The sequence below is a fragment of the Halobacillus halophilus DSM 2266 genome (assembly GCF_000284515.1).
GTDB lineage: Bacteria > Bacillota > Bacilli > Bacillales > Halobacillaceae > Halobacillus > Halobacillus halophilus.
The window spans coordinates 3,464,927-3,490,801 of sequence record NC_017668.1 but is presented as its reverse complement, the minus strand read 5'-3'; the positions used below and the strand labels follow the sequence as shown (position 1 = coordinate 3,490,801).

The following is a 25,875-nucleotide window of genomic DNA, read 5'->3' as shown; positions in this document are numbered from 1 at the left end:
CCTGAGGTATTCACCTCAGGTCATCCATTTTTTGTTAAATAGTATTTATCTTACAGAATTAGAAAGAAGGATCCTGCGATAATTAGAGTAACACCGATCACTTTCTTTAGTGTAATGACTTCTTTAAGAAGAAAGTAGGAAATAACAAGTGTCCACACATAAGTGATTGACGTAAGCGGGAACACGATTGTGTATGGCAGATAGTTTAGTGTAATGATATTCAGTATGGCTCCTGCGCCGTAAAAACTGCAGCCCACGAATAAATGTTTAAAGAAATACGTGTTTAAGGCAAATCCATGGCTGGTGGCTTTTTTAAAAAAGTACCCGCCTACAGCCCCTAGCAGCGTAAACAGGAGCACGACAAGCAGCCAGCTAATTGTCGCCACCCCCAATAAGTGCGGCCCCTACAATGATGAGAAAGGTACCGATCAAATTACTTTCGGTAATGGTTTCCTGCAAAATGATACTTCCGAAAAATAAGGCAAAAACGTACCCAATGCTGAGCAGAGGATGGAGTACGGATAGACTTCCAAAACGGAAGGAAACGATCATCATAACGGCACCCAGGAAATAAAGGAAAAAGCCTATGATTAAGAAAAAGTTTATTCCTCCATCTGACATTTTCCAGAACATCTGACCCAGGGCAGTTTGCAGGGAAGCGAGAACCATGAACAGGATGCCGATTCGGTTTTCTTTCAAAGATTTCGTAAAATTACTCATGCTGAACCTTCTTTTGTTTAGAATCGAACGTAATGAATACGACAGCCGCCATAAGGAATGTTACCAGTACATTAGCAAATTGGTAACGGAAATCCTGGGCTGGGGTAGCGAGCAGCATCGTTCCCGAATTGAGAAGAACGGGTAACAGGATGAGCAGGGAACGAACTCCCGTTTTAAGAGCCAGCGCTACTCCTGTCAGCAGGATGATGGCCGTGTAGACAGCAGGTCTTAAGACCACTTCCAGCAAGTACATTTCAACCCTTACTAAATTGTCGTTGATAATTTGATAAACGGTGCTGCTCAGAGGAGACGTTTTTAAATCGTAGTCATTATAAAGATATACGTTTCTTGCATACGTACTTGTGTAGCCATCTTCAGGCTGGTTGATCTGCCAGATAATCGATGTCTGATCCAAATAAGCTTCTACAGCAAGGCCGAAGTTATTGGAAACGACAGCGGCCCATGTACTTAAATAGTAGCCGAAATCATCGAAAATAACATTCTGGTCATACTCCCCGGCAAACTTAATCTTATCCGTCAGATAAGGATTATAATTCTCTTTCCAGGTTTCCAGAGGCAGAATGGAATCAAGGTAATTCCTCTGTTCTTCCGTTAATTCACCGTTCTCTTCAACGATGTGCGCGAACTGCTGCGTAGGAATACTTAACGCTTCATTCGGGCTCGTTGCACGAACATCCATATAGTTAAAGAAGGGCCCGGAGATGAGGAAGTAGGCAAGTCCGACGAGCACAAGCGTGGTTATCAGACGCTTGAAATAGGTCCGGTAAGCAATCAGCAGGAGAATGGCCATAACCACGAAAATGGGCAGGCCGTTGCTGCGCATTAAACTGATGGCTAAAGCATTAATCCCGAGCATAAACTGATGCCAGTTCGAAGCAAGCCAGGCGCCTTTGCTGGAAACGATGTTATAAGTAAATATCGTGAACAAAAAGAGGAAGCCGCTAAAGAATATGTCTTTCCAGATGGCAATCGGAAAGATTCCGTTTAATGGATAGAGACCGAATAAAAGCACACCGATCCAAACCCACTTAGAAGCTATTCCACGTTTTTCAAGGCTGTACGCCGCATACCCTCCAAAGAGGGCAAGAATGACAATTTGGGAAAAGGCTATAATCGCCGGTGTTTTCCATATAGTGGTTAATGCCATGATATACCACGTATAAACGACCGGGTGCCAGTTGCTAAAGTCAAGCGTATGGATCTGCTCCCAATGCGATAGAGAATCCGGTGTCATCGTTCCCGGATAGTAGGCTACTAAATACATAGACCAGACTAGAATAGGAAAAATTGCGTAAATGCAGATTTTCCACCGCGAAACGGTTTTCCAGTGAAGGGAGACCGAATGGTGGACCAGTAGATAGAGCAGCCATGCGACAGAGACGAATAAGGTTACATAGGAAATAAGAAAAACATAGGCAGCGAACAGCCACGAAGAAGCAGCTAAATACCCGGATGACGTTTTCAAACTCCACATCAGGATAAATGAAAATAAGAGTAAGAAGACCAGCACCGGAGGGCGCATTGTAAAACGAATATATGAATGCTTCTGGTTCAAAAAGGATGTCAGGATTAATTTATGGATCACGGTGAAAAAGACAAATGTGAATCCAATGACCACCCAATGTGTTTCGCCGAATTTCTGGTAAAGGGACACTAAAGCTATTGTACTTACTACACTGGCTAAGATACTGATTAACCAGAGGCTGGTCTTACGATTCATAATCTTGTTCCTTCATATCCTGCTTAATTTTGTTCAGTTCCCATTCAAATTGTTTCTTAAAGTTGGCCGCGACGGTATCCAGAATCAAGCCGCAAGCGAACGATAAAACGGACAGAATTACGAGTCCAACCGCTAAGATGGCCGATGGAATTTTATCAATAAATCCCGTTTCCAAAAATTCTATGATCACGGGGACGCCGGCAATCAGCCCAAACACCAGAAACAGAATGGACCAGAAAGAGAAGAACAACATGGGTTTATACTCTTTGAACAAGGTGAAGATCTTATTAAGTACTTTATAACCGTCACTTAAGGTATTAAGCTTGGATTCGCTTCCTTCCGGACGGTCTTTATATTCGATCGGGATTTCTTTAATCATAAAACGTTTATCAAGCGTGTGAATCGTCATTTCGGTTTCGATTTCAAAGCCCGGGCTCATGACCGGCATCGATTTTACAAATAAACGGTCAAATGCACGGTAACCGGTCATAATATCTTTCAGGTCGCTTTTATACAAGAAGTTAATTAATCCTCGTACCATATTGTTTCCTAAATTATGAAACTTCCGTTTGTTTTCTTCCACGTAGGTTCCATTAGATAAGCGGTCGCCGATGACGATATTCGCTTCCTGATTTTTTAGAGGTTCAAGGAGCTGATGGACAAATCGAGCCGGGTACGTCCGGTCCCCGTCTGCCATGACATAATAATCGGCGTCAATGTCCCGGAACATAGAGCGTACCACGTGTCCTTTACCTTGCCTGAATTCTTTCTTAACAATAGCCCCGTGCTCACGGGCTACCTCGGATGTTCGGTCTTTAGAGTTATTATCGTATACGTAAATATCAGCGTCTGGCAGTTCTTTTCTAAAATCTTCAATGACAGCGCCAATGGTTTGCTCTTCATTGTAACAAGGCAGGAGAACGGCGATTCTCAACATAAAAACTCCTTTGTCTCTAATCTCGACTTGTAAATTGGATAACTTCATAAATATAGCAGATATTTCAACAGATTTCTAGTTTCCTATGGAGTAGGATAAACCCAAGGGATTAAGGATCAATCCAGGAAAACGTGCACTTCGATGATAACACAGCACCTCCCCCTTGTTGATGTGCAGGGTGTGGATGGATAAGCAGGCTTATATAATTATAGAAGAAGAGGAGAGGGTTCTTTGGAAGAACAAAAGTTTTTTAAAGGATGTCTATGGGGGACACTGATTTCCTTCCCTTTATGGCTGATCGCTTTCCTATCCGCGTGGAAACTTTTTAAATCTTAACTTAAAGGCTCTGTTATTGTTTATTGTTGCTTTTTCATAAGACTTATTACGTAATAGGGCCGTATAGTTAAAGACTCGATTTCGAGGTGTTTTTGGTCCGTTGCTAATATAGAGAGGGGTTGGTTGCGGAAACAACTCGCTTTCCTGCGGCCCTACACGAAGTGGGGTCGATCGACGTTGCCACAGGACGTGGCGATCTTAGTCGATCCTCCTTTTACCATAAGCCTCCTCAGTCGTTAACACTCCTTGTGGGGTCTCGCCTAGCTCCTTCTCCGGCGGGAGTCTCGTCGTTTCCTCCGCCATCCTATGATGGAAGGGTGAACGGACCTTTCTAAAGGCAAATTCATCATCCTGAATTTGCCTTTAATGCTTCTACAGTAAGGATTATTCAACGAACACGCTCACTGTTATAGGTTTATCCCCACCATAATTTAGAGCGTTTCATACATGATTTCGAGCTCTCTGTATCGCAAGGTCCAAAGGGGGACGATAGAAGACTCCTGTGGGATGAACATGATCGGTAAGATCCCGGAAGGCGAAGCATGAGGAAGCTTACCACAAATGAGGTTCGACTAAGAACGCCACATCGTGTGGCAACGTCGAACGACCCTGCGTCGTGCAGGGCCGGAAAGCGAAATCGTCCCCCGGAGGACCTTCCTTATAACCCATTTATCTCGAAACTGGGTCTTGCACAAACGGGAACTTTACCTTAATAAAACACGGAAGTTTAACAAAGCCAACTAATAAAAGAGCAAGGAACCCGGTGGGGGCCTTGCTCTTTTTTATGGTAAATCAGCCGATGATCATCGGCTCTCGAGGATAGCGGTAATTTTCAGGAGTCACTCTTCCTCTTAAAATAAATAAGAAAGAAAAGATACCGATTCGACCGATAAACATGAGCCCAATGATAATGATTTTTCCAATGGAATGAAGGTCTGAAGTAATGCCCATTGATAGACCGGTCGTACCAAAAGCAGAGCAAGCTTCAAACATGACTTCAAGCAGTGAAAATTCAGGCTCAAACAGGGAGAGTAAAATGACGGCGCCGCTTGTAATCATAATGGCCGTGCTGATAACAATGAACGAACGGAAAATATCCTCCTGATCAATTTCTCTATGAAAGATGCGTACATGACTTCTACCTCGCGCATAGGCAAAAATCGCAAGCAGCGTGATTGCGAACGTAGTGGTCCTTATGCCGCCACCCACACTGCTTGGTGAGGCTCCGATAAACATTAGTACACAAATGACTAACAACGTAGAGGGGGTAAATTCACTTACATCCATCGTTGCAAGACCGCCATTCCTTGTCGTTACCGATTGGAAAAAAGCATAGAAAAAGGATTCGTGCCAGGATTTATTTTGAAAAAAATGAGTGCGGTCAAAGAGATAAATAAGCACGGTTCCGATCAGAACGAGCAGCCCGAAAGTTACCGAAGTAAGCTTCGTAAATAAAGAAAAGTTGAAAAAGTCTTCGTTTCTTCTCGTAAGGTAATCTTTCACTTCGATCAGTACAGGGAATCCAATCGCTCCAAGCGTCAGCAGCAAAATATTAATGAACTGTACAAAATAATCGCTTTCGAACATGACCAGCGAGGATCCTGTGATATCGAATCCAGCATTCGTCGTTGCACTGACAGAAGCAAAAGCCCCCTGGATGAATGCTTCGCTTGTGGTGGGGAAATATTGGGTAAAGTAAACTCCAAGAATAAGGGCGCCTATGATTTCGATAATGACGATAATCAGTAAAATCTGCCGGATCAGCTGGACCATTCCAGCGAAGGTTGAGCGGTTTTGATCCGTTTTAATGAGCTGCCGTCTTTTTAAACCGATTTTTTGGCCGAGCAGCAGCCAGATAAACGTTCCAAGCGTCATTACACCGATCCCGCCAAATTGCAGAATAAACATTAATACGAAGTAACCAGGCGTATTAAAGGTGTCAGCTGTAGAGACCACGGTCAACCCTGTCACGCTGATGGCACTTACGGCAGTAAACAAACTGTCAATAAAGCTTAGATGTACACCTTCCCGGTGAAGAAAAGGCAGGCTGATCAGCAGGGTAGATAGTAAGGCTGCGGATATATAGAATAATACAATAATTTGAAAGGGAGAAAGCTTGTCAAAAAAATGTGGAGTTTTAAATGCATGGGCCATGATTAAGTACTCCTTAAAATAGGATAGATGCTATATCGTCTGTACCTATGGATTTTATACATATTTAAAGAACTTAGCAAGAGTAACTCATGGGAGAAAATGGATGACCCGAGGTGGGAATTTATGGTTGCGGGGGAAGCGGGGGTTGTCTATGATGGGAGGAAGAGTGTTGGAGGGAGGAAGTGCGTATGGATATTCGTCATTTGCAGTATTTTATTGAGGTTGCGAGATTCAGCAGTTTTACAAAAGCGGCCGATCATTTATTCATCAGCCAGCCGACGATTAGTAAAATGATTAAGAATCTGGAAGCGGATCTGGGGGTAGAATTATTTGAGCGTTCCCGTAAGAAAATCACCCTTACCGACGCAGGGAGAGTCATTTTAGCTCAGGCTGAAGTCATTGATAAAGCTTTCAACAACCTCCAGACGGAACTTGATGATCTTCTCGGCCTTCAAAAAGGGCACATCCGGATTGGTCTTCCTCCAATTATGGATGCGGATCAGTTTATTAAAGCACTCGGAGGGTTTCACGATCAATACCCTCATATTACATTTCAGCTTCTGGAAAATGGAGCCAAAAAAATAGAAGACAATATCATTCAGGAAGAGCTCGATGTCGGGATCACGGTACTGCCTACGGAAGAAGAAAGGTTTGATTACTTCTTCCTTATGAGTGAGGAGTTGAGCGTTGTACTTCCACCTTCTCACAAGCTTTCCAGACGTAAACAAATTAATTTGAAAGAATTGGAAGAGGAATCGTTTATCCTGTTTAACAAAGATTTCGTATTGAATGACCGAATTGTATCCGCCTGTAAGGAAGCAGGTTTTCTGCCTCAAGTCGTTTCGGAGAGTTCGCAGTGGGATTTTATAGGGAAAATGATTACCGCGAATCTTGGAATCTCGATTCTTCCAAATAGTGTCGCACATTTATTAAAAGAAGATGTCAGAATCATAAAAGTTGTCCAGCCTGTCCTTGAATGGGACTTAGCGATTATATGGCCGAAGGATCGTTATTTAGCTTACGCCACGAAAGAATGGCTGAAGTTTACTCAGGATCGTATAGCCACACAGGCCGGGAAGGAACAGCCCCTTAATAAATAAGCGGGCTGTTTTTTTATGCCAGGATTGAATCGATGAAAACATTTACATAGACAATGTCTATCTAAAGCATGATGAATAACTATTTCACTTTCTTGGAAATGGCTCTTACACTATATTTATACTCCTTTTTGTAGAGGCATGTCTTTACGAATAAGCGCTTATGAAGAATTTTTTACAGAGAGGATAGATAAAGCGATGGATGCCAAAAAACCAAAGGAAAGTTTAATTATCAGCACGGACCAAGTGCTTGTGAATGATTTAAATAACTATAATACGCTGTTCGGCGGCGTTTTAATGAAAAAATTAGATAATAGTGCCACATTATCAGCGAGGCGTCATGCCCGTGTGAAAGAATGTGTAACGGCTTCAACAGACTCGATCGATTTCCTGAACCCGGTTCATCAGTCGGATTCGGTTTGTGTAGAGTCGTTTGTATCGTATACGGGTAACCGTTCCATGGAGATTTTCTGTAAAGTAATCGCAGAAGATATGATTACCGGGAGAAGAAGAATGGCAGCAACAGCGTTTCTAACGTTCGTGGCGCTGGATGAGAATAAGCAGGCGGTGCCGGTTCCGGATGTAATTCCTCAGACTGAAGAGGAGAAGTTTCTCTATGAGTCCGGTGAAGAAAGGGCTCAGACCCGAAGAGTACGCCGTAAGCACAGCAAGCAATTGACGGATATTATCGGCCTTGAAAAGCCCTGGGAGAAAGGAGAATATTTATATGGTGAAAACATTAGCCAGTTTGGGTGATCTGTATGCAGCTAAAGAAGACTTTGGGGAGTTGAGAATTCAGTATCCGGAAGTTTATGAACAGCTTCTTCATGTAGTAAGTCTGACCCGACAGCTTCAAATGAAATATGGCTATATGGGCAGTCTGCTTATGGATGAAGACATCACGGTATATGAACCGGAATATATAAAGGACTCGATCCTTACCCTTTATCAAAAAGAGGTTCAAAAGCTGACCGATCACCAGGACGTGGAAGTCGTGAGACAGACGTTAAAGAAGCACCGTGAGATCGGCTATCCTAAATTATTCTTACTTATCTTAGGGGCAAAGCCGGAAATGTTGAAAGGTTCGACGATTTTTAAATAACCATTTTTCAAAAAGACCAGGCGCATCGGGACATTAGCCCGGTGCGCCTGGTCTTTTTAGGATATCTTAAATCCCAGTGTTGATCTTACAGGAAGGCTCCCGATTGTTTAAGACTCAGTTTCGAGATAAATGGGTCCGTTACGTTAGATGGATAAGGGTTGGTGGGGAAATAACTCGTCTTGTTCCATCACCCCGATAGACACTCGAGTCATAAGCCGCTCATCAACGGATGGAAAAACCGCCATCCTTTTGATGGTCGGCTTATGCTGGTCGTGTCTATCGGGGTGATTCCACATTTGAACACTTTCCTATGGCCCTACACGATGTAGGGTCGATCGACGTTGCCACAGGACGTGGCGACTTTAGTCGATCCTCCTTTTTGCCAAGAGCTTCCTCACTCGTTTCACTCCCTGCGGGATCTCACCTAGTCCCTTCTCCCATGGGAGTCTCTCCATTTCCCCACCATCCCAACTCTAATTAGGTAAACGGATCCTTCTTGAAGAGAAAGGTTCTCCTCCTTAATCTGTATTAAATGCTTTTATGCCAGGCTATTGCGGATCGTTACATCCTTAAATAGGTACAAAACCACACGGTCTAATTCCTCACCACGCCAGGTGATGTTTTAAGTGGTTTCGAGCTTCTGATTTGGCCAGGTCCGGAGGGGGACGATGAAGATTCCTGTGGGATAAACATGATCGGTAAGATCCCGGAAGGTGAAGCCTGAGGAAGCTTACCCCATGCCCACGGAAAGCGAATCGTCCCCCGCAGGACCTTCAGCATAATCAAACATCTCGAAACTGAGTCTTACAGTAACCGGTCCTATAGCTTAATAAACCTCTGCTGAAAAAATCAATAACAGCGTTTACCTGAGCTTTTTTAAAGCCAGTGCAAGCTTCTTTAGCTTCTTTATTACTCCGGACGATTGTCCTGAAAACGTCCCATATTTATATATTCAATTACATACAAATATGATAAGGTATTTTAAAATGAACAAAATGGAAAGTTTAGGAATGAGAAGGGGTTTATATGAAGGAAATTATTTTAATTGTGGCTGAATTGGTGAATATCTGGCACGATGTTCTCTTGGACCTAACGAGGGTACTTGGATGGGATTTGTCTGACAAAGACCTCCACTTTTGGGTAATTGGTATACTAGGATTTATCGCGCTATTATTTGTGGATTCTATTTTTCATGCCTTATCTAAGTTAAGTATCTCAGCGATTTCATTTTTGTTCACCTTTTCTATGGTTCTTGTTTTCGTATTCGCTGTAGAAATCCAGCAGAAGATTACGGGAAGAGGAAATATGGAATTCGGAGATGCAGCAGCAAGTATATTCGGGTTTCTCGTTTTTTGCGGCGTCTATTTTGTTATTCGTCTGCTTTGGAGATGGGTGCAGGCTTCCCGTCGGAAACAACCGACTTCATAGATCATTGTTTTTCATAAGGGAGAGTTTACAATACCAGAGCTTTCATTCGATAAACCCTGGTCTAATAGGCTGCTTGCCCATTTTATAAACATGAAAATAAACCGCCTCGAAAAAATCGAGGCGGTTTTCTTAATTAGAACCAAAATCAACAATCATATCGTGTGTTTTTTGTATTTCCTGATCGGACATAATCATGAGATACATTCCATTAATCATTCTTCCTTCACCACTCATCTGATAAGAGGAGGTGTTTTGGCGGGCACTGCGATAGTTAGCCGCAAGCCGGCGCATGTCCTCAAATTGCATGTTGGTGTTTACATTATCACCGAGGACATCCAGGATATCGCCAATTTTATTAACCACCCCGATACTTGCTCCTTTATCAATAATTCCCTGAATGACCTGACGCTGACGTTCGTTACGGCCAAGGTCGCCACTTGGATCATTTTTGCGCATTCTCACAAACGCTAGTGCTTCTTCACCGTTTAATTCAATCGTTCCTTCCTTAAAGCTGTGTCCGCCAGCACTGAAAGCACGATCGTTCTGAACGGTTACGCCGTTCACCGCATTAACCAGTTGAGAAAGACCTTCCATGTTCACCTTTATATAATAATCAAGATCGATATCTAAAAAGTTCTCAACGGTGTCCACGGCCATATCGCTTCCGCCATAGGCGTAGGCATGGTTAATCCGGGTAGTTCGCCCGTCTCCGGCAATCTCTACTCTCGTATCACGGGGGATACTGACCATCTGCATTTGATTGTTGTTCGGATCAAGCGTCATCACAATCATAGTGTCGGATCTTCCAACGTCATTCTCACGCTCGTCCACACCTAGAAGCAGTATATTAATAGGTTCTTTCTTATCCACTTTTTCTTTCGTTTCATCTGTATCAATGGTAGATACATCTTCATGAAGATCATCATTGATTGTCGTTCGGACATCATTAAAGAGTTTAAAAATGAAGATACCGCCTGCGATTAGAAAGACGGCTAATGCGGCGAGAAGGATTTTCAAAGCTCTTTTCCTTTTACGCTTCTTTTTATAACGTTCACTCCGACCCATACGTCCACCTCTTTTTTTAAGGAGTTCTCTTCTATTATACTTTTTTTGCAGAATTCTGTAAAAATAGTAGACAACGTTTTAATGGCATTAGAAAAACCAGTACAATAGAAGAAAGAGAGTTCTACTAAAAGGAGCGTAGTTAGCTATGGGAATTAATATAGGAATTGACTTAGGCGGTACCAACGTTCGTGTTGCTATTGTAAATAAGAACGGGCTGGTAGAGGAACTGTTACAAGAACCGACAGAAGTAGAAAAAGGACATCTTCATACCATAAAAAAAATGGTGAACATGATCCACACCATTTCTGAAGGAAAGAAACGTATCGACGGAATTGGTATTGGAGCCCCGGGACCACTCGACCCGAAGCGTGGAGTGATTTTAGGTCCACCGAATTTACCGGGCTGGGACGAAGTTTATCTGGTTGATGAAATCAGCCAGCATTTCTCTGCAAACGTTTATTTAACGAACGATGCAAATGCTGCGGCTCTTGCTGAAGCCACTTACGGCAGCGGAAAGGGCTATGAAAGTGTCTACTATGTAACGGTAAGCACAGGGGTAGGCGGCGGTCTGGTGACTAATGGACAAGTCTTTCATGGGGCTCAAGGGTTCGCAGGTGAAATCGGAAATATGATTGTCCAGCGCGGTGGTACTCAGTACAGTAATTTAAATAAAGGGGCACTTGAAGGGTACGCAAGCGGAACGGCGATTGGAAATCGGGCAAAGGAGCTTCATGACATAGAAGGAGGAGCGGAAGCCGTATTCGATCTTGTCAGAGAAGGAAATGAAGAAGCATGGCAGATTGTCGATGACGCGGTTGATTATTTAGCTGTAGGCATTGCAAATGTGACGCACGTCGTAAATCCTGATGTGTTTGTTATTGGCGGTGGGGTGATGAACGCCGGTGATCTGGTGTGGACACCTCTTAGAGAAAAAGTAAAAGGATACGTCTATGAAGAGCTGGTTCCTCATATTAATCTCCAGCCGTCTTCCCTAAGCGGAGATGCCGGCGTAATAGGAGCCTCCCTGCTCACCCGGTAATACCCAATAAAAGGGACCTCAGGTCATCCAGATTCTGGGTGACCTGAGGTCCCTTTTTTTTCCCTTTCAGGGATAAATGGCATAAAGCAAGCGTACAGTAGAATAGGTTAATCTTTTGGAGGAATGAAAACATGAAGAAGATGTTATCTATGCTGTTCGTTGCTTTCTTTATGGCGGGATGCGCTGATGCTTCAGGGCGAGCCATCGAGGAATTTAAACCCTCTAAGGATAATGAATGGCACATTGTCGTGTTTTATGAGAATGATCCGCCCGAAGAAGCCTATCAATCATCGCTAAATGGAATTAAAGTGTTTCTGGCAAGAAAAAATATTGCAGCCAAGATCAGTTATCAACAAATAGAGGACCCGAAAAATTATCGTGAACTGCTGCAGGTAGAGCCTAAACAAATCGTTGTCTTTGATTACAAAGGAGTGCGCCTGAAAGCAAGAAGTCCAGAAGTACTGGAAGGAATGGTGCTTCAGCTCAATTAGCAGCTTTACCAAAAACCCCCACCTCAGGTCATCCAATATTTGGATGACCTGAGGTGGGGGTTTTTGGGTTATCGTTACCTGACGAAGAACTCTTCCAGTACAAGGACGCAGGCTCCTATGGCGGAAGCGTGTTCGCCAAGCTTGGATAGAACGATAGACGTTTCTTTCGCTTTATCGGTTAATCCTCTGGACTGTATCGTTTCTTCTATTCCTTTCATCAGGAAATCTCCTGCATTCGATACACCACCGCCCACAATGATTCGCTTGGGATTAATCGTGTGTATTAAATTGGTCAATCCAATGCCCAAATATCGTCCCGTCTGATTTAATAGATCAATACTGAACTCATCACCTTCACACGCCGCCTGATAGACTACCTGACCATCTACCTTCTCAAAATCTCCATCAACCAGCTCATGTATGATCGAAGGTTTTCCGGTTTTTAATTCTTTTCGAGCCCGTTCGGCAATGGCTGGTCCGGCAGCCAGGGTTTGCAGACAGCCGTAATTACCGCATGTGCATTTTGGTCCGGATAGATCAATGGTTACGTGGCCAATTTCACCAGCTATACTGTTTTCCCCGTGAAAAAGTCTTCCCTTAATCATCATTCCTGCACCGATTCCGTTCCCGACATTTACTCCAACCATGTTGTCCGCATCGTTTCCATTACCGAACCAGTATTCACCTAACGTCATGGTACGCGCATCATTTTCGACTTTTACAATCATATTGAAGTCTTTTTCCAGTTCTTCTTTTATAGGAATATTTCGAAGTTGAAAAGAGGGAGCAAAAAGGGAAATACCTTCTTCGGGATCGACAATGCCGTGCATCCCCACCCCTATTCCCAGAAACTTATCTGGATCGTTTTTTCCTGAATAAAGAAGATCCTGAATTCCTTGTTTCATAATGGATAAGATATCTTCATTCCCTGGATAGTTACCGATGGGCAGGCTGGTTACATCTTTTAAATCTCCGAACAGGTTGGTTACTACGAATTTCATATGGAAAGTTCCTACATCTATGCCAAGAGTATAAAATTGGTCAGCATTAATTTCCAGAAGTGTAGGCTTACGGCCGCCCTTAGACATTCCCTGGGTAGTCTCTATAACAAACTGTGTATTAATCAGTTCCTTCACAATGTTACTGACTGTGGGGGGAGTAAGACGGGTTTGTTTAGCGATTTCCGCTCTAGATATAGGTCCTTCTTCACGTATCATATTTAAAATGATGGATCTGTTCATGGATTTCATTAATTGGAAACTGCCTCGTGTGTACTTTGTAGTCATTTCATCTCCTCCAGCATTTCTATCTTACCCTATCATATCATAAATCTTACTAATTTAATTTATTTAACTAAGTAAAAAGATTACCAGCAAAAGCATGATAAAGTATCTCTTTCGCCCTATAAACTATTTTGGTAATTTTGAAAAAACTCTTTTAATTTTACGTTTAGTATGCTAACTTATAACTAGTTAATTAATTTATTTTAGTAAGTTTTGAAAACGCTATCAAAAAAAGGGGGAGCAAGATAATTATGAAAAACTGGTGGAAAATGTTTCTGGTAGTGGGCCTTGTTGCTGGGGTTCTGGCTGCCTGTTCAGGCAATAGTGGAAGTGGTGGAGATGAATCTTCAGGTGATGAGGGTGGAGAACCATCCGGTGAAATAACGGTTTGGGGCTGGAACGTAGCAGCTGAGTCGATGGAACTTGCGGTTGATGGATTTAAAGAGCAATATCCTGATGTTGAAGTGAAGGTAGAGGATATCGGACGATTGGATGTTTATGAAAAGCTGACGGTAGGACTAGCTTCAGGAGGTAATGGTTTACCCGATGTAGTTATGGTAGAGTCAGATCGCCTGGCTAACTATTATGACCAATTCCCTGATGCCCTTACTAACCTTTCAGAACTTGGGTATGATGACCATAAGGATAAGTTCGGTGAATATAAGAAATCTGTTACTCAGAATGCCGACGGAGAATTTTTCGCGGCTCCGTGGGATGTTGGACCGACAGGCGTTTTCTATCGTACCGACATCTTTGAGGAAGCAGGAGTAAATCCCGAAGATATTAAAACATGGGATGATTACATTGAAGCAGGAAACACAATTAAAGAGAAAACAGGTACGCAGATGGTACCGATCGATATCGCAAAAGATGATGCCTTGTACCGCATGATGCTGAACCAGCAGGGCGCGTATTATTATGATGAAGAAGGAAATATTGATGTGACTTCAGAAGAATCTAAAAAAGCATTTGAAGTGATTCAGCAGCTGGAAAATGAAGAGCTTGTGCTGAACAACGATGGCTGGAATGGTGTAGTATCTGCCACAGTAAACGGGGAAGTAGCAACCGTTCCATTTGGTGTATGGTATTCAGGTACCATTAAAGACCAGGCCCCTGATCAAGATGGGCAATGGGGAGTCTTTCAACTGCCAGCTTTTGAAGAGGGCGGCAACCGTGCGGCTAACTTAGGCGGATCAGATCTTGTCATTCCATCTTCAACGGATAATCAAGGTGCAGCTTATGCTTTCGTAGAATATTTCACGACAGAAGTAGATCCTCAAATGAAAGCTCTTAAAGAAAAAGGAATCTTCCCATCCTTGAGCTCTACTTATGAAGAAGAGTTCTTTAGCCAGGAGTCTGAATACTTCTCTAATCAACAGATCTATAAACTGTTCTCTGAAGAAGTGGCTGATATTCCTGTAGCCAACTATACAGCTGACTATGCTCGTGCATTTGATACAATGTCTGATACTCAAGCTTCTATTTTGCTTGATGGTACGAAAATTGAAGACGCGTTACAAAATGCAGCTGAAAAGCTGAAAAGTGAGACAGGTCGTGAAGTGACCGAGTAATCCTTATGATCTTCCTGCATGTATTTGTATAGTAAGAAATGGTCGGTCAGTCTCCTTCACATAAGGAGATTGACCGACTTTTTAGATTTTTTGGAATTAAAGCAGACATATAAAAAACGTTGTGTTATCATTAAGTAAATTAAATTAATTAATAAAGTCATCCGGTTTTGAAAGCGCTTATATATAAGGCGCGGGTACTTTAATTAAGGAGGTAGAATTCATTTGAGTCAAAGCAATGCTGAACCAGCAAAATCCAATCAACCTAAGAAACGTAAGCGCTGGATTACGCCCAAGAATGTCCCTTATTTATTCATTCTGCCGGCTGTCACCTTTTTTCTAATCTTCACGGTTTATCCTGTTATTTCTTCATTACTATTAAGTTTCCAAAAGCGTGAAGGTTCCGGCTATGTATTTGCGGGTCTTGAAAACTATATACGGTTGTTTCAGGACGGACTTTTCTATAAAGCGCTTGGCAATACGTTCTTGATTCTACTCATACAAGTGCCGATTCAGTTATTTCTTGCCGTGATCATCGCTGTAGCATTGAATTCCCAACTGGTAAAAATGAAGAGCTTTTTCCGGATTGCCTTTTTCATGCCAGCCATTACAGCGCTCGTGGCTTCGTCAATTATTTTCATGATTATGCTTGATGAAAACTATGGTCTGATTAACTATCTGCTATCTTTTGTGGGCGTGGAGCCTATCGCCTGGCTGTCTGACCCATTTTGGGCGAAAGTAGCTCTTATGGTTGCGATTACCTGGCGGTGGACGGGCTATAACATGGTTATCTTCCTGGCAGGTCTTCAGAATATTCCTGGGTCCCTTTATGAAGCTGCGGAAATGGATGGGGCAAGCAAGCTGAAGCAGTTCTTTTATATAACGATCCCTCAGCTGAAACCTATCTTCTTATTTACTTTCGTACTTTCTACCATTGGTACTCTGCAATTATTTGATGAACCATACATCCTTACCGAAGGCGGACCGAATAACTCTACTTTAACCATTACTTTGTACTTATATCAGAATGGCTTTAGATATTTTGACTTTGGTTATGCCTCCGCTATTGCATATGTACTCGTACTAATCATTGGTGTTCTATCCTGGGCACAAATGAAATGGGCAGGTGAAGATAAATAATGAAAAACGTCAGTCCTTTAAAAAAGACTCTATTATACTTCTTTCTATTTGTAGGGGTTATTGTTTCCGTTTTTCCATTCTATTGGATGTTTGTAGGCGCAACGAATCCATCGGGTGAAATCTTCAAAGTGCCGCCTAACTTCTTTCCAGGCACTCATGGGTGGGAAAATTTTAAGAATCTAAATGAAAATGTCGGCATTATTAGAGTACTGGGCAACTCCTTGCTGATTACACTCACTTTCACCGCTTTAGCTGCCATCATCTGTACAGCAGCCGGTTACGCTTTTGCTAAGTTTCAGTTTAAAGGAAGAAATCAGATCTTCTTTATGCTGCTAGTGGCGATTATGATTCCGTACCATGTTACGTTAATTCCTTTGTTTGAAATTTTCTCTAATGTCGGCTGGCTGAATACGTTCCAGGCAGTAATTCTGCCACAGGCTGCCTATCCATTCGCGATTTTCTTAATGCGTCAAAACATGCAGGCCATTCCGGATTCTCTACTGGAAGCGGCACGTGTGGACGGGGCTGGAGAATTCCATATCTTTTTCCGGATTGTACTTCCGGTCATGAGACCAGCACTCGCTGCCGTCGGTATTTTCTTATTTATGTTCCAGTGGAACAACTTTATTTGGCCGCTTGTTGTACTGCAGTCACAGGATATGTACACCTTACCGGTAGCTTTATCCAGTCTGGTAGGGATGTCCCGTATAGACTACGGACAGGTTATGATGGGGACCACGCTCTCCACCTTGCCAATTATGATTTTCTTCTTACTACTGCAAAAACAGTTCATCTCCGGTATTCTTGGTGGATCTGTTAAAGAATAAAGAACGAATAGACAGGTGGTGTCGTTGTGTCGATATATATTAATGAAGAAAGACAGCAATTTCATCTTACAAATGGTCAAATCAGTTACATCTTTCATGTGATGAAAAATGGGCAGTTAGGGCATCTGTATTATGGCCGGGCGTTGACGGATCGCGAGGACTTCACACACTTTCAAACCTATGAAAATACCGTTCCGTACACCACTCATACATTCGCGGATGATGCTGATTTTTCATTGGAAACAGTGAAACAGGAATTTCCCCTTTATGGAAAAGGAGACTTCAGGGAGGCCGCTCTTCAAATTGAAGACGATCAACAAATCCAAGTATCTGATTTTTCTTTCCAGGGATATGAAATAGGAAAAGGGAAGCCGAAGCTACAAGGTCTTCCCGTTTCCTTTGCCCAGGAAACGGAAGCAGAGACGCTGACTATCCGATTAATGGATAAGGTAACCGGAGCAGAAATTCATCTGTTCTATACCATATTTGAGAACCTGCCGATTTTAACCCGAAGTCATATGATTAAAAATGGTTTTGAATCAACGCTGGAAATAAAGCGTCTAATGTCCTTAACGCTGGATCTGCCGGATGCGGATTATGAACTGATGCATCTTTCCGGAGCCTGGGCACGTGAACGACATGTTAAAAAGCGAAAGCTGGAGCAGGGAATTCAATCGATCTCCAGTAACAGAGGAGCAAGTTCACACCTGCATAATCCGTATCTCATGTTGAAAAGACCCACTGCCACAGAACATCAGGGAGAAGCGATCGGTCTCCAGTTTATCTACAGCGGAAACTTTCTTGCGCAGGCAGAGGTGGACCATTTTAATCAAACGCGATTATCCATGGGTATTCATCCGGGGTCATTTCAGTGGACACTGGAAAAAGGGGAAAGCTTTCAAAGCCCTGAAGCAGTGCTGTCATTTTCAGAAAAAGGATTAAATGGCATGAGCCAGGCGCTGCATGATTGGCAGCGGAGGCATTTAATCCCTTCCAGATGGATAGACAAAGAGCGTCCAATTCTCATTAATAACTGGGAAGCTACTTACTTTGACTTTAATGAAGAGAAGCTGGATGCCTTTACGACGGAAGCTGGAAAATTAGGAATAGAACTCTTCGTTCTGGATGATGGATGGTTCGGAAAGCGGGACGATGATACGAGTTCTTTAGGAGACTGGTTTGTCGATAAGAGGAAATTGCCGAATGGAATTGGTGCGCTTTCGCGTACGGTGAAACAGAAAGGTCTGCAGTTTGGATTATGGTTTGAACCGGAAATGATCAGTCCTAAGAGTGAACTGATAAAAGAACGGCCGGACTGGGTTATTGGTTCACCTGGTCGTCATCAGACGCTGGGAAGGAATCAGATGGTTCTTGATTTCTCCAATCCTGAGGTCGTCCATTATTTATACGAGAGAATGAGCCTTTTGATTGAAGAAGCAGATCTGGATTATATTAAGTGGGACATGAACCGTAATATTACGGAGCCTTTCTCTCAGCACCTCCAGAACCAGGGAGAATTTTATCATCGTTACATCCTTGGGGGTTACGACTTATATGAGCGTCTAACCACCCAATATCCGAATGTATTATTTGAATCCTGTGCAGGCGGAGGCGGCCGGTTTGATCTTGGAATGATGTACTACGCTCCGCAGGCGTGGGCGAGTGACGATACCGATGCTGCTGAACGGCTGAAAATTCAGTATGGCACTTCGCTGGGGTATCCGCTCGCTACGATTGGCTCTCACGTTTCAGCTGTCCCGAACCATCAGACGCTTCGGGAAACGCCACTCAAATTTAGAGGAGATGTCGCGTATTTCGGGACGTTTGGTTACGAATTAGACCCCTCACAGCTGAGTGAAGAGGAAAAGTCTGAAGTGAAGCAGCAAATTGAATTTTTTAAAAAGGTCAGGAAATTGATCGCCCAGGGCACGTTCTACCGGCTGAAAAGCCCATTTGAAGGAGAAGAAACAGCCTGGATAGCGTGCAGCGCAAATGGAAAGCAGGCGATTGTTGGCTGGTACAAAGAGAATTACCGGCCCAACCCTGGGCATAACCAAACCTTGAAACTTAAAGGATTGCAGCCTGAGAAGCGATATGAAATTGAAGGATTTACTCGTTTGTTTTATGGAGACGAATTGATGAATCGGGGCCTGCCTCTAGGCAAGGAATTTAATGGCGCCAATCCTCATCAGGCAGAACGTGGAGGAGACTACCAGTCCCGAATTTTCCTGCTGAAGGAGAACTAGGGCATCCTTCGCTTCTACTTACCAATATAGTAATGAGGTGATCGATATGAAAGAATTGAAGCAAGCATTTCAGGAACAATTAGGAAAGGATGAACCGGTCGATTTATTTTTTGCACCGGGACGAGTGAATTTGATTGGCGAACACACGGATTATAATGGAGGACACGTCTTCCCGTGTGCTTTAAGTGTGGGAACTTATGCAGCCGCACAAAAAAGAGAGGATACAACGATAAGGTTGTATTCCATGAACTTTCCTGACTTAGGAGTTATTGAAACCGATCTAGACTATCTGAAATATAGAGATGAAGATGACTGGGCCAATTATCCGAAAGGTGTGATCAAGACTTTTCGAACTGCCGGGTATGAGATTTCTTCCGGCATGGACATTGCTTTTTACGGGAATATTCCTAATGGAGCAGGACTGTCTTCGTCGGCATCTATTGAGCTGGTCACGTCGGTTGTTTTAAAAGAACTATTTCAACTTTCGGTTGATCCGGTGGAAATGGTCAAGCTTTCCCAACAGGCAGAGAATGAGTTTGTCGGGGTTAACTGCGGCATCATGGACCAGTTTGCCATCGGAATGGGTAAGAAAGATCATGCTATTTTATTAAACTGTGATTCGCTGGAGTATCAACATACGCCTATTGATTTGACGGATCATGCTTTAATCATAGCGAATACGAATAAACGCCGCGGACTCGCTGACTCAAAATATAATGAGCGGAGAGAGCAGTGTGAAGAAGCTCTGAAGGATCTGCAGCGGAAACTATCGATTCATAGCTTAGGTGATTTAACCAAAGCAGAATTCGAAGACCATAAACATCTTATAGAAGACACTTTAGCCCAGAAGCGGGCCAAGCATGCCGTTTACGAAAATCGTCGTACGATGGAAGCGGTGGAGAAGCTGAACGCTGGAGATATTGAAGGGTTTGGACAGTTGATGAACGAATCGCACGTCTCCTTGCGTGATGATTACGAAGTAACGGGTAAAGAGCTGGATGCGCTCGTGGAAGCAGCCTGGCAGGAAGACGCCGTCGGTTCAAGAATGACCGGCGCAGGATTTGGCGGTTGTACAATAAGTATTGTGAATCGAAACCAGGTCGAAGCTTTTATGGATAATGTCGGCCGTAAATATTCCGAACAGACAGGACTTGAAGCTGACTTTTATAAAGTAGAAATTGGCGATGGGGCCAAGAAATTAAAGGAGGTTCATAAATGACCGTACTCGTTTGTGGAGGCGCCGGTTATATTGGAAGTCATGCCGTCGCCCAATTATTGGATCGTAATGAAGAAGTAGTGGTCGTGGATAATTTGCAAAAGGGCCATCAGGCGTCCATTTTCGAAGAGGCCCGTTTTTACAACGGTGATTTAAGGGATGCGGCCTTTCTAGAGCAGGTGTTTACTGAAAATGAGATCGATTCCGTAATTCATTTTGCAGCGGATTCTCTAGTTGGAGAGAGCGTCGAAGATCCCTTGAAGTACTATGACAATAATGTTTCCGGTGCGATCAGTTTACTCAAAGCGATGGCGGAGCATGAGGTAAAACGAATCGTCTTTTCATCTACGGCAGCGGTTTACGGTGAGCCTGATCAAGTACCAATTCAGGAGGATGACCGTACCACACCAACCAATCCGTATGGGGAAACAAAACTGGCCATTGAGAAGATGCTTCACTGGGCCGAACAGGCTCATGGTATCAAACATGTGGTTCTCCGCTACTTTAATGTTGCGGGCGCGGATCCAGAGGGAAGAGTCGGTGAAGATCACCGTCCGGAAACGCACCTCATTCCGATCGTACTCCAGGTAGCTCAGGGCAAGCGGGATAAAATCATGATATTCGGCGATGATTACCCGACCGAAGACGGCACGTGTATCCGTGATTATATTCATGTAACGGACCTGGTAGACGCTCACCTTTTGGCAATTGAGAAGTTGAAAAAAGATGAAACGAGTGCTGTGTACAATCTCGGAAATGGGCAAGGATTCAGTGTGAAGGAAGTCATTGATACGGCGCGCCGGGTGACTCAGTGTGAGATTCCTGCTGAAGTTGCTCCGAGACGTGCAGGTGATCCGGCCCAGCTCGTGGCTTCTTCTGAAAAGGCCATGAAAGAGCTCAGGTGGAAACCCGCTCATGCGGAGCTGGATATGATGATTCAAAATGCCTGGGACTGGTTTCAGAAGCATCCGGAAGGTTATGAAAAGTAAACAAAAGGGATGGTGAACAGAGTGGCGATTTATCGTGACATCGAACAGCTTATTCAATATGGTCTCAACAAAAAAATGGTGTCCGTTTGGGACGTTGATTACGTACGGAATGCCCTGTTTCATTTATTCAATCTGGACGGGAAGACTGCTGAACCTGTTCAGGCAGAGGAGGTGCCGGAAACGCCGGTGCCGATTCTTGAAAGGATGCTGGATTATGCGGTCGAGCAAGGGCTGATGGAGGATAATACGACGACAGAGAGGGATTTATTTGATCCGAAAATTATGGATCAGCTGATGCCGAAGCCTTCGGAAGTCATTCGGAACTTTTACCAGACGTTTGAAGCCAGGGGGCCGATTGCGGCCACGGATTATTTTTACCAATTATCCAAGGACAGTCACTACATCCGTACGAATCGGATTGAAAAAAATAAGCACTGGTACAGTGAGACGGAATATGGAGATCTTGAGATTACCATTAACCTCTCCAAACCCGAAAAGGACCCCAAAGCCATCGCAGCAGCACGGGCGAATAAGGGAGATGGACCTAATTATCCTAAATGCCTGCTGTGTAAAGAAAATGTCGGTTATGCGGGGCGCCTGGATCACCCTGCGCGTGATAACCACCGTGTGATTCCGATGGATCTTGAAGGGGAGCACTGGTTCCTGCAGTACTCTCCATACGTTTATTACAATGAGCACGCGATTGTCTTCTCCCGGGAGCATCGCCCGATGAGCATTACGAAAGACAGCTTTGACCGGCTGCTTGATTTCACTGATCAGCTGCCTCATTATTTCATCGGTTCGAATGCGGATCTTCCGATTGTCGGCGGCTCGATTTTAAGCCACGATCACTTCCAGGGGGGCCATCACGAATTCCCTATGGCTCAGGCTCCGATTGAACAGGAATTTACCATTCAAGGGTTCAAGGATATTAAAGCCGGGATTGTCCGCTGGCCGATGTCGGTCATCCGGCTCCGTTCTGAGGATCGCTCACGGCTGTCTGCAGTTGCGGATCAAATCCTTACGTCATGGCGCGGATACACGGATGAAGAGGCAGACGTTTATGCAGAAACCGACGGGGAGCCGCATAACACGATCACACCGATTGCGCGTTACCGGAACGGAGCGTTTGAAATGGATCTGGTGCTTCGGAACAACCGCACCAGTGATGAGCATCCTATGGGGATTTTTCACCCGCACGAAAATGTCCATCATATTAAAAAGGAGAATATAGGCTTAATCGAAGTGATGGGTCTTGCCGTCTTACCCGGCCGTTTAATTGAAGAAATGGATCAGCTGACAGAGTATATGAAGACGGACGAGCTGGACGGGAAGGCACTCCAGGATGAACGGACAGCTAAACACGTGGCATGGGCGAAACAAATGGACATGGCAGAGAACGAGGACATTGAGGAGCGGTTGAGGCAGGAAGTCGGCAAACGCTTTTCGACGGTGCTTGAACATGCGGGTGTCTTTAAAAGGACGCAAGCGGGGCAAGAGGCCTTCACCCGGTTTATTAAACAAATTATGTAGAAGGGAGAGTGGAACATGGTTGACCTGCCGGTGATAGAGACGCTTAACTTTAAAGGACTTGAAGCTGTTGTACTTGAAAATGAGCAGATCCGCTGTGTCATTCTTCCTTCTTATGGCGGGAAAATGGTCAGCTTTTTTGATAAAGAAGCAGCCTATGAGTGGCTGTTTCAGACGTCGGCTTCAGAATTAACGGTACCACCGTATGGAGCCGATTTTTCCCAATATGATTCAAGTGGGTTTGATGAGATGTTTCCAGGGATCGATCAAGGTCCTCATCCTGCAGACTGGGAAGAGATCCCTGATCATGGAGAGGTATGGGCATTGCCATGGAACTGGGAAAAGACAGAGGAAGGGATTTCTCTCGATGTGGAAAGTCCCACATTTCCTTATTCAATTAGAAAAACAGTTGCATTAAAAGGGTCAAGCATCGAGATCGAATATGAAGCCGGGAATAAAAACGATGAACCTTTCCCTTTTATCTGGACGCCTCATGCCTTGTGGAATTTAAATGATTCAACGAAATTAGAAGTTCCGCAGGGGTTAAATGAAGTGATGAATGTTGAAAAAGGGACCCAGCATTTAGGAGAGTGGGGGACGACCCATTCGTATCCGGAAACGCAGTCGCTGAAAACGGGAAAAACGCTTGATTTAGCTGAGCTTGAACCAAAAGAGGATGGTACGGTAGAGAAGTTTTATTTTACGGATCGTCTAAATGAGGGCTGGTGTTCCATCATTCAGGAAGACATCAGCCGTAAACTTACGTATCGTTTTCCGGAAGATAAAGTCCCTTATCTCGGGATCTGGAAAACCCGTGGAGGCTACCGCGGTGAATATAATGTAGGCGTTGAACCGTGTACAGGGGTTTATGATGACGTTTATCTCGCTGAGAAAATCGACAAAGTTTCACGGATTCCTGCTCGCGGTTCTTACACGTGGTCGCTAACGTTTTCAATTGGAGGGTTATAAATGACGTACTTAGGTGTAGATTACTATCCGGAACATTGGCCAAAAGAAATGATCGACGAAGATCTTCAGGGCATCAAAGAGCTTGGAGCGAACATCGTAAGGATCGGCGAGTTTGCGTGGCACTTAATGGAGCCGGAAGAAGGGCAGTTTGATTTTTCATATTTCGATCATGTTCTTGATAAAGTGAAAGAGCAGGGACTGAACGTGATGTTCGGCACGCCAACGGCTACTTTTCCAGCCTGGCTTGCTCATAAAGAACCTTCTGTTTTATCAGAAGATGAGAACGGACAGACCCGCGTATTCGGCGGGCGCCGTCAATATTGCTTTAACTCGGATGTTTACCGGGAATATGCCGGGAGGATTACGCGTAAGCTGGTCGAGCATTATAGCAGCGAAGAAGCGATTATATCCTGGCAGATCGATAATGAATTTGGCCATGAAGGCAGTGATATGTGCTACTGTGACCAGTGTCACAGCAAGTTCCAGCAGTACCTGGCAGAAAAATATTCATCTGTCGAGGCTTTGAATGAGGAATGGGGCACGATTTTCTGGGGGCAGACGTACAATGACTTCTCGGAAATTCCTGTGCCGAAGCCGACTGTGACAACCCACAATCCGAGCCTGAAATTGGAATGGGCCCGTTTTCGTTCGTTTACGGTGAACAGCTTTACTCATGAAATGACGGAGATCGTCCGGGAAGCAAAAGGCAGTCATCAAGACGTCACCACAAACGTTTCTGGTGGATTTTTCGATAAATGGTTCGACCATGCGGAAAATGTGAAACCGATGGACTATGTATCGTATGACAACTACCCGGTCTGGGGTGGATTGGAAAAACCGGTCCCGCCGGAAGCGATTGCGATGACCCACGACTTTAACCGTGGCCTCAAGGATCAGAACTACTGGATTGTGGAAGAGCTGATGGGCGCGCAGGGACATGATGTTATTGGTTATCTCCCGAGGCCGAATCAGGCGAAGATGTGGTCGTACCAGGCGTTTGCGCATGGCTGCAACAACCTGCTGTATTTCCGCTGGCGCGGCATGACCAAAGGAGCGGAGCAATTCTGTTACGGAGTAGTGGATCATGATAATGTGTACGGCCGGAAATATAAAGAAGTCCAGTCGTTATTTACGGATATTCAGCAGTATGAACGTTTGCTGGAATCCCGAATTGAATCTGAAGCAGCGGTATTATATGATTACGATAATATCTGGTCGTGGAGGTCGCAGATTCAAAGTAAAGATTTTGACTTTAACGAAGAGCTTTTGCGAATGTACCGCCCGTTTTATAAGCGGAATATTCCGATTGATGTAATCCCTGCCGATCGTGATTTTTCACAGTATAAGGTAGTCGTGGTACCTGTTATGCAGATGATGGACGAATCGCTGGCAGAGCGTCTTCGATCGTTTGCTGCTGGCGGAGGCACCGTCCTGTTCTCTTTCCGGACTGGATTAAAAGGAAAAGACAACAACCTGAGGCTTGGCGAAGTGCTCCCAGGATTGGTGCGCGACCTGACGGGTGTACGAGTGGAAGAAATCGAATCACTGACAAAAGAGCATGCCGTGGAGCTGAAAGGCGAAGGTGACTTTGCTCAGACGAGTGGCACGGTATCTGTGTGGAGAGATCTGCTTGTGGCGGAAACAGCGGAGGTGCTTTACCATTATCAGGACCAATTCTATGAAAACTATGCCGCAGTAACGAAGAATGAAGTGGGTAAAGGAAGCGTCTATTATATCGGCGGCGGATTAAATGAAGCTCCTCTTGATCAGATGGCAGAGCAGATTCTGGAAGAACGGGAGATTGAGTATATCGATTCTCCTGAGGATGTAGAGGTCTATCGAAGGGAAGTAGATGATACTAGCTATCTATTTGTTATGAACCACAGTCCCTATGTGAAAAGTTTCGATGGCAGGCAGCTGCAACCTTACGCAAGCGAAATAATAAAAAAGTAACGAAAAGGGAATAAGTTCCACCTCAGGTCATCCAGAATCTGGAT

At 44.1% G+C, this 25,875-nt stretch carries 22 protein-coding genes; 15 read left to right on the top strand and 7 right to left on the bottom strand.

The genetic code is table 11. The features are described from left to right. Positions 1 to 50: 50 nt before the first annotated feature. The 5 genes from HBHAL_RS17185 to HBHAL_RS17165 all read right to left on the bottom strand — a co-directional run bounded on the left by HBHAL_RS17185 (position 51) and on the right by HBHAL_RS17165 (position 5,888). Positions 51 to 392, bottom strand: a complete 342-nt coding sequence (locus tag HBHAL_RS17185) for an EamA family transporter (RefSeq protein ID WP_014644775.1) — start codon at positions 390 to 392, stop codon at positions 51 to 53. Continuing rightward, complete coding sequence (locus HBHAL_RS17180) at positions 373 to 720, bottom strand: EamA family transporter (RefSeq protein ID WP_014644774.1); 348 nt, start codon at positions 718 to 720, stop codon at positions 373 to 375. The genes HBHAL_RS17185 and HBHAL_RS17180 overlap by 20 nt, the downstream gene beginning before the upstream one ends. Further along, positions 713 to 2,461: a DUF6020 family protein gene (locus HBHAL_RS17175; RefSeq protein ID WP_014644773.1), complete on the bottom strand. Its 1,749-nt coding sequence runs from the start codon at positions 2,459 to 2,461 to the stop codon at positions 713 to 715. The genes HBHAL_RS17180 and HBHAL_RS17175 overlap by 8 nt, the downstream gene beginning before the upstream one ends. Continuing rightward, positions 2,451 to 3,395 carry a glycosyltransferase family 2 protein gene (locus tag HBHAL_RS17170; RefSeq protein WP_041601440.1) on the bottom strand — a complete coding sequence of 315 codons (945 nt, stop codon included), beginning with the start codon at positions 3,393 to 3,395 and terminating at the stop codon, positions 2,451 to 2,453. The genes HBHAL_RS17175 and HBHAL_RS17170 overlap by 11 nt, the downstream gene beginning before the upstream one ends. Before the next feature lie 1,131 nt (positions 3,396 to 4,526). Continuing rightward, positions 4,527 to 5,888, bottom strand: a complete 1,362-nt coding sequence (locus HBHAL_RS17165; protein WP_014644771.1) for a TrkH family potassium uptake protein — start codon at positions 5,886 to 5,888, stop codon at positions 4,527 to 4,529. 188 nt (positions 5,889 to 6,076) lie between these two features. Here HBHAL_RS17165 and cidR point away from each other — a divergent pair, with 188 nt between their 5' ends. The 4 genes from cidR to HBHAL_RS17145 all read left to right on the top strand — a co-directional run bounded on the left by cidR (position 6,077) and on the right by HBHAL_RS17145 (position 9,515). Beyond that, positions 6,077 to 6,988: a cidABC operon transcriptional activator CidR gene (gene cidR, locus HBHAL_RS17160; RefSeq protein WP_014644770.1), complete on the top strand. Its 912-nt coding sequence runs from the start codon at positions 6,077 to 6,079 to the stop codon at positions 6,986 to 6,988. A 195-nt stretch (positions 6,989 to 7,183) separates the two neighbouring features. After that, a complete protein-coding gene (locus HBHAL_RS17155; RefSeq protein ID WP_014644769.1) occupies positions 7,184 to 7,741 on the top strand; it encodes an acyl-CoA thioesterase in 558 nt (185 codons plus the stop codon). Next, a complete protein-coding gene (locus HBHAL_RS17150) occupies positions 7,713 to 8,087 on the top strand; it encodes a hypothetical protein (RefSeq protein WP_014644768.1) in 375 nt (124 codons plus the stop codon). The genes HBHAL_RS17155 and HBHAL_RS17150 overlap by 29 nt, the downstream gene beginning before the upstream one ends. A 1,026-nt stretch (positions 8,088 to 9,113) precedes the next feature. Continuing rightward, the gene (locus HBHAL_RS17145) at positions 9,114 to 9,515 is read left to right on the top strand and encodes a hypothetical protein (protein ID WP_014644767.1); all 402 of its coding nucleotides are present in this window, start codon (positions 9,114 to 9,116) and stop codon (positions 9,513 to 9,515) included. A gap of 129 nt (positions 9,516 to 9,644) precedes the next feature. Here the strand turns inward: HBHAL_RS17145 and HBHAL_RS17140 are convergent, their stop codons facing one another. Then, the gene (locus HBHAL_RS17140) at positions 9,645 to 10,580 is read right to left on the bottom strand and encodes an LCP family glycopolymer transferase (RefSeq protein ID WP_014644766.1); all 936 of its coding nucleotides are present in this window, start codon (positions 10,578 to 10,580) and stop codon (positions 9,645 to 9,647) included. Positions 10,581 to 10,725: 145 nt separating this feature from the next. Between HBHAL_RS17140 and HBHAL_RS17135 the strand changes: the two genes are divergently transcribed. Continuing rightward, positions 10,726 to 11,619, top strand: a complete 894-nt coding sequence (locus HBHAL_RS17135) for an ROK family protein (RefSeq protein WP_014644765.1) — start codon at positions 10,726 to 10,728, stop codon at positions 11,617 to 11,619. Positions 11,620 to 11,750: 131 nt separating this feature from the next. Then, on the top strand, positions 11,751 to 12,110 hold the full coding sequence (locus HBHAL_RS17130) for a hypothetical protein (protein WP_014644764.1): 360 nt from the start codon (positions 11,751 to 11,753) through the stop codon (positions 12,108 to 12,110). Positions 12,111 to 12,184: 74 nt separating this feature from the next. Here the strand turns inward: HBHAL_RS17130 and HBHAL_RS17125 are convergent, their stop codons facing one another. Continuing rightward, the gene (locus HBHAL_RS17125; RefSeq protein WP_014644763.1) at positions 12,185 to 13,396 is read right to left on the bottom strand and encodes an ROK family transcriptional regulator; all 1,212 of its coding nucleotides are present in this window, start codon (positions 13,394 to 13,396) and stop codon (positions 12,185 to 12,187) included. Between the two features lie 248 nt (positions 13,397 to 13,644). On the opposite strand from HBHAL_RS17125, the gene HBHAL_RS17120 reads away from it, so the two are divergent. The 9 genes from HBHAL_RS17120 (at position 13,645) to HBHAL_RS17080 (ending at position 25,831) form a co-directional block, all read left to right on the top strand. Then, a complete protein-coding gene (locus tag HBHAL_RS17120; RefSeq protein WP_014644762.1) occupies positions 13,645 to 14,964 on the top strand; it encodes an ABC transporter substrate-binding protein in 1,320 nt (439 codons plus the stop codon). A 222-nt stretch (positions 14,965 to 15,186) separates the two neighbouring features. Then, entirely contained in the window at positions 15,187 to 16,101 is a 915-nt protein-coding gene (locus tag HBHAL_RS17115; RefSeq protein WP_014644761.1) for a carbohydrate ABC transporter permease, read from the top strand. After that, positions 16,101 to 16,928, top strand: a complete 828-nt coding sequence (locus HBHAL_RS17110) for a carbohydrate ABC transporter permease (RefSeq protein WP_014644760.1) — start codon at positions 16,101 to 16,103, stop codon at positions 16,926 to 16,928. The genes HBHAL_RS17115 and HBHAL_RS17110 overlap by 1 nt, the downstream gene beginning before the upstream one ends. A gap of 26 nt (positions 16,929 to 16,954) precedes the next feature. Further along, on the top strand, positions 16,955 to 19,174 hold the full coding sequence (locus tag HBHAL_RS17105; protein ID WP_014644759.1) for an alpha-galactosidase: 2,220 nt from the start codon (positions 16,955 to 16,957) through the stop codon (positions 19,172 to 19,174). A 46-nt stretch (positions 19,175 to 19,220) separates the two neighbouring features. After that, positions 19,221 to 20,393: a galactokinase gene (locus tag HBHAL_RS17100; protein WP_014644758.1), complete on the top strand. Its 1,173-nt coding sequence runs from the start codon at positions 19,221 to 19,223 to the stop codon at positions 20,391 to 20,393. Then, positions 20,390 to 21,379: a UDP-glucose 4-epimerase GalE gene (gene galE / locus HBHAL_RS17095; RefSeq protein WP_014644757.1), complete on the top strand. Its 990-nt coding sequence runs from the start codon at positions 20,390 to 20,392 to the stop codon at positions 21,377 to 21,379. Before HBHAL_RS17100 ends, galE begins: the two co-directional genes overlap by 4 nt. A 21-nt stretch (positions 21,380 to 21,400) precedes the next feature. Continuing rightward, positions 21,401 to 22,912 (top strand): UDP-glucose--hexose-1-phosphate uridylyltransferase, encoded by a 1,512-nt coding sequence (gene galT, locus HBHAL_RS17090; protein WP_014644756.1) that lies wholly within the window; start codon positions 21,401 to 21,403, stop codon positions 22,910 to 22,912. A 15-nt stretch (positions 22,913 to 22,927) separates the two neighbouring features. Then, positions 22,928 to 23,878, top strand: coding sequence for an aldose epimerase family protein (locus tag HBHAL_RS17085; RefSeq protein ID WP_014644755.1), 951 nt, complete (start codon positions 22,928 to 22,930; stop codon positions 23,876 to 23,878). After that, positions 23,879 to 25,831 (top strand): beta-galactosidase, encoded by a 1,953-nt coding sequence (locus tag HBHAL_RS17080; RefSeq protein ID WP_014644754.1) that lies wholly within the window; start codon positions 23,879 to 23,881, stop codon positions 25,829 to 25,831. It abuts the gene before it with no gap. Positions 25,832 to 25,875 lie beyond the last annotated feature (44 nt).

Coding starts and splice junctions, on each gene's coding strand:
- HBHAL_RS17180 (WP_014644774.1), bottom strand. CDS start 720: ATGAGTAATTTTACGAAATCTTTGAAAGAAAACCGAATCGGCATCCTG.
- HBHAL_RS17175 (WP_014644773.1), bottom strand. CDS start 2,461: ATGAATCGTAAGACCAGCCTCTGGTTAATCAGTATCTTAGCCAGTGTA.
- HBHAL_RS17165 (WP_014644771.1), bottom strand. CDS start 5,888: ATGGCCCATGCATTTAAAACTCCACATTTTTTTGACAAGCTTTCTCCC.
- cidR (WP_014644770.1), top strand. CDS start 6,077: ATGGATATTCGTCATTTGCAGTATTTTATTGAGGTTGCGAGATTCAGC.
- HBHAL_RS17155 (WP_014644769.1), top strand. CDS start 7,184: ATGGATGCCAAAAAACCAAAGGAAAGTTTAATTATCAGCACGGACCAA.
- HBHAL_RS17150 (WP_014644768.1), top strand. CDS start 7,713: ATGGTGAAAACATTAGCCAGTTTGGGTGATCTGTATGCAGCTAAAGAA.
- HBHAL_RS17145 (WP_014644767.1), top strand. CDS start 9,114: ATGAAGGAAATTATTTTAATTGTGGCTGAATTGGTGAATATCTGGCAC.
- HBHAL_RS17140 (WP_014644766.1), bottom strand. CDS start 10,580: ATGGGTCGGAGTGAACGTTATAAAAAGAAGCGTAAAAGGAAAAGAGCT.
- HBHAL_RS17135 (WP_014644765.1), top strand. CDS start 10,726: ATGGGAATTAATATAGGAATTGACTTAGGCGGTACCAACGTTCGTGTT.
- HBHAL_RS17130 (WP_014644764.1), top strand. CDS start 11,751: ATGAAGAAGATGTTATCTATGCTGTTCGTTGCTTTCTTTATGGCGGGA.
- HBHAL_RS17125 (WP_014644763.1), bottom strand. CDS start 13,396: ATGACTACAAAGTACACACGAGGCAGTTTCCAATTAATGAAATCCATG.
- HBHAL_RS17120 (WP_014644762.1), top strand. CDS start 13,645: ATGAAAAACTGGTGGAAAATGTTTCTGGTAGTGGGCCTTGTTGCTGGG.
- HBHAL_RS17110 (WP_014644760.1), top strand. CDS start 16,101: ATGAAAAACGTCAGTCCTTTAAAAAAGACTCTATTATACTTCTTTCTA.
- HBHAL_RS17100 (WP_014644758.1), top strand. CDS start 19,221: ATGAAAGAATTGAAGCAAGCATTTCAGGAACAATTAGGAAAGGATGAA.
- galE (WP_014644757.1), top strand. CDS start 20,390: ATGACCGTACTCGTTTGTGGAGGCGCCGGTTATATTGGAAGTCATGCC.
- HBHAL_RS17085 (WP_014644755.1), top strand. CDS start 22,928: ATGGTTGACCTGCCGGTGATAGAGACGCTTAACTTTAAAGGACTTGAA.
- HBHAL_RS17080 (WP_014644754.1), top strand. CDS start 23,879: ATGACGTACTTAGGTGTAGATTACTATCCGGAACATTGGCCAAAAGAA.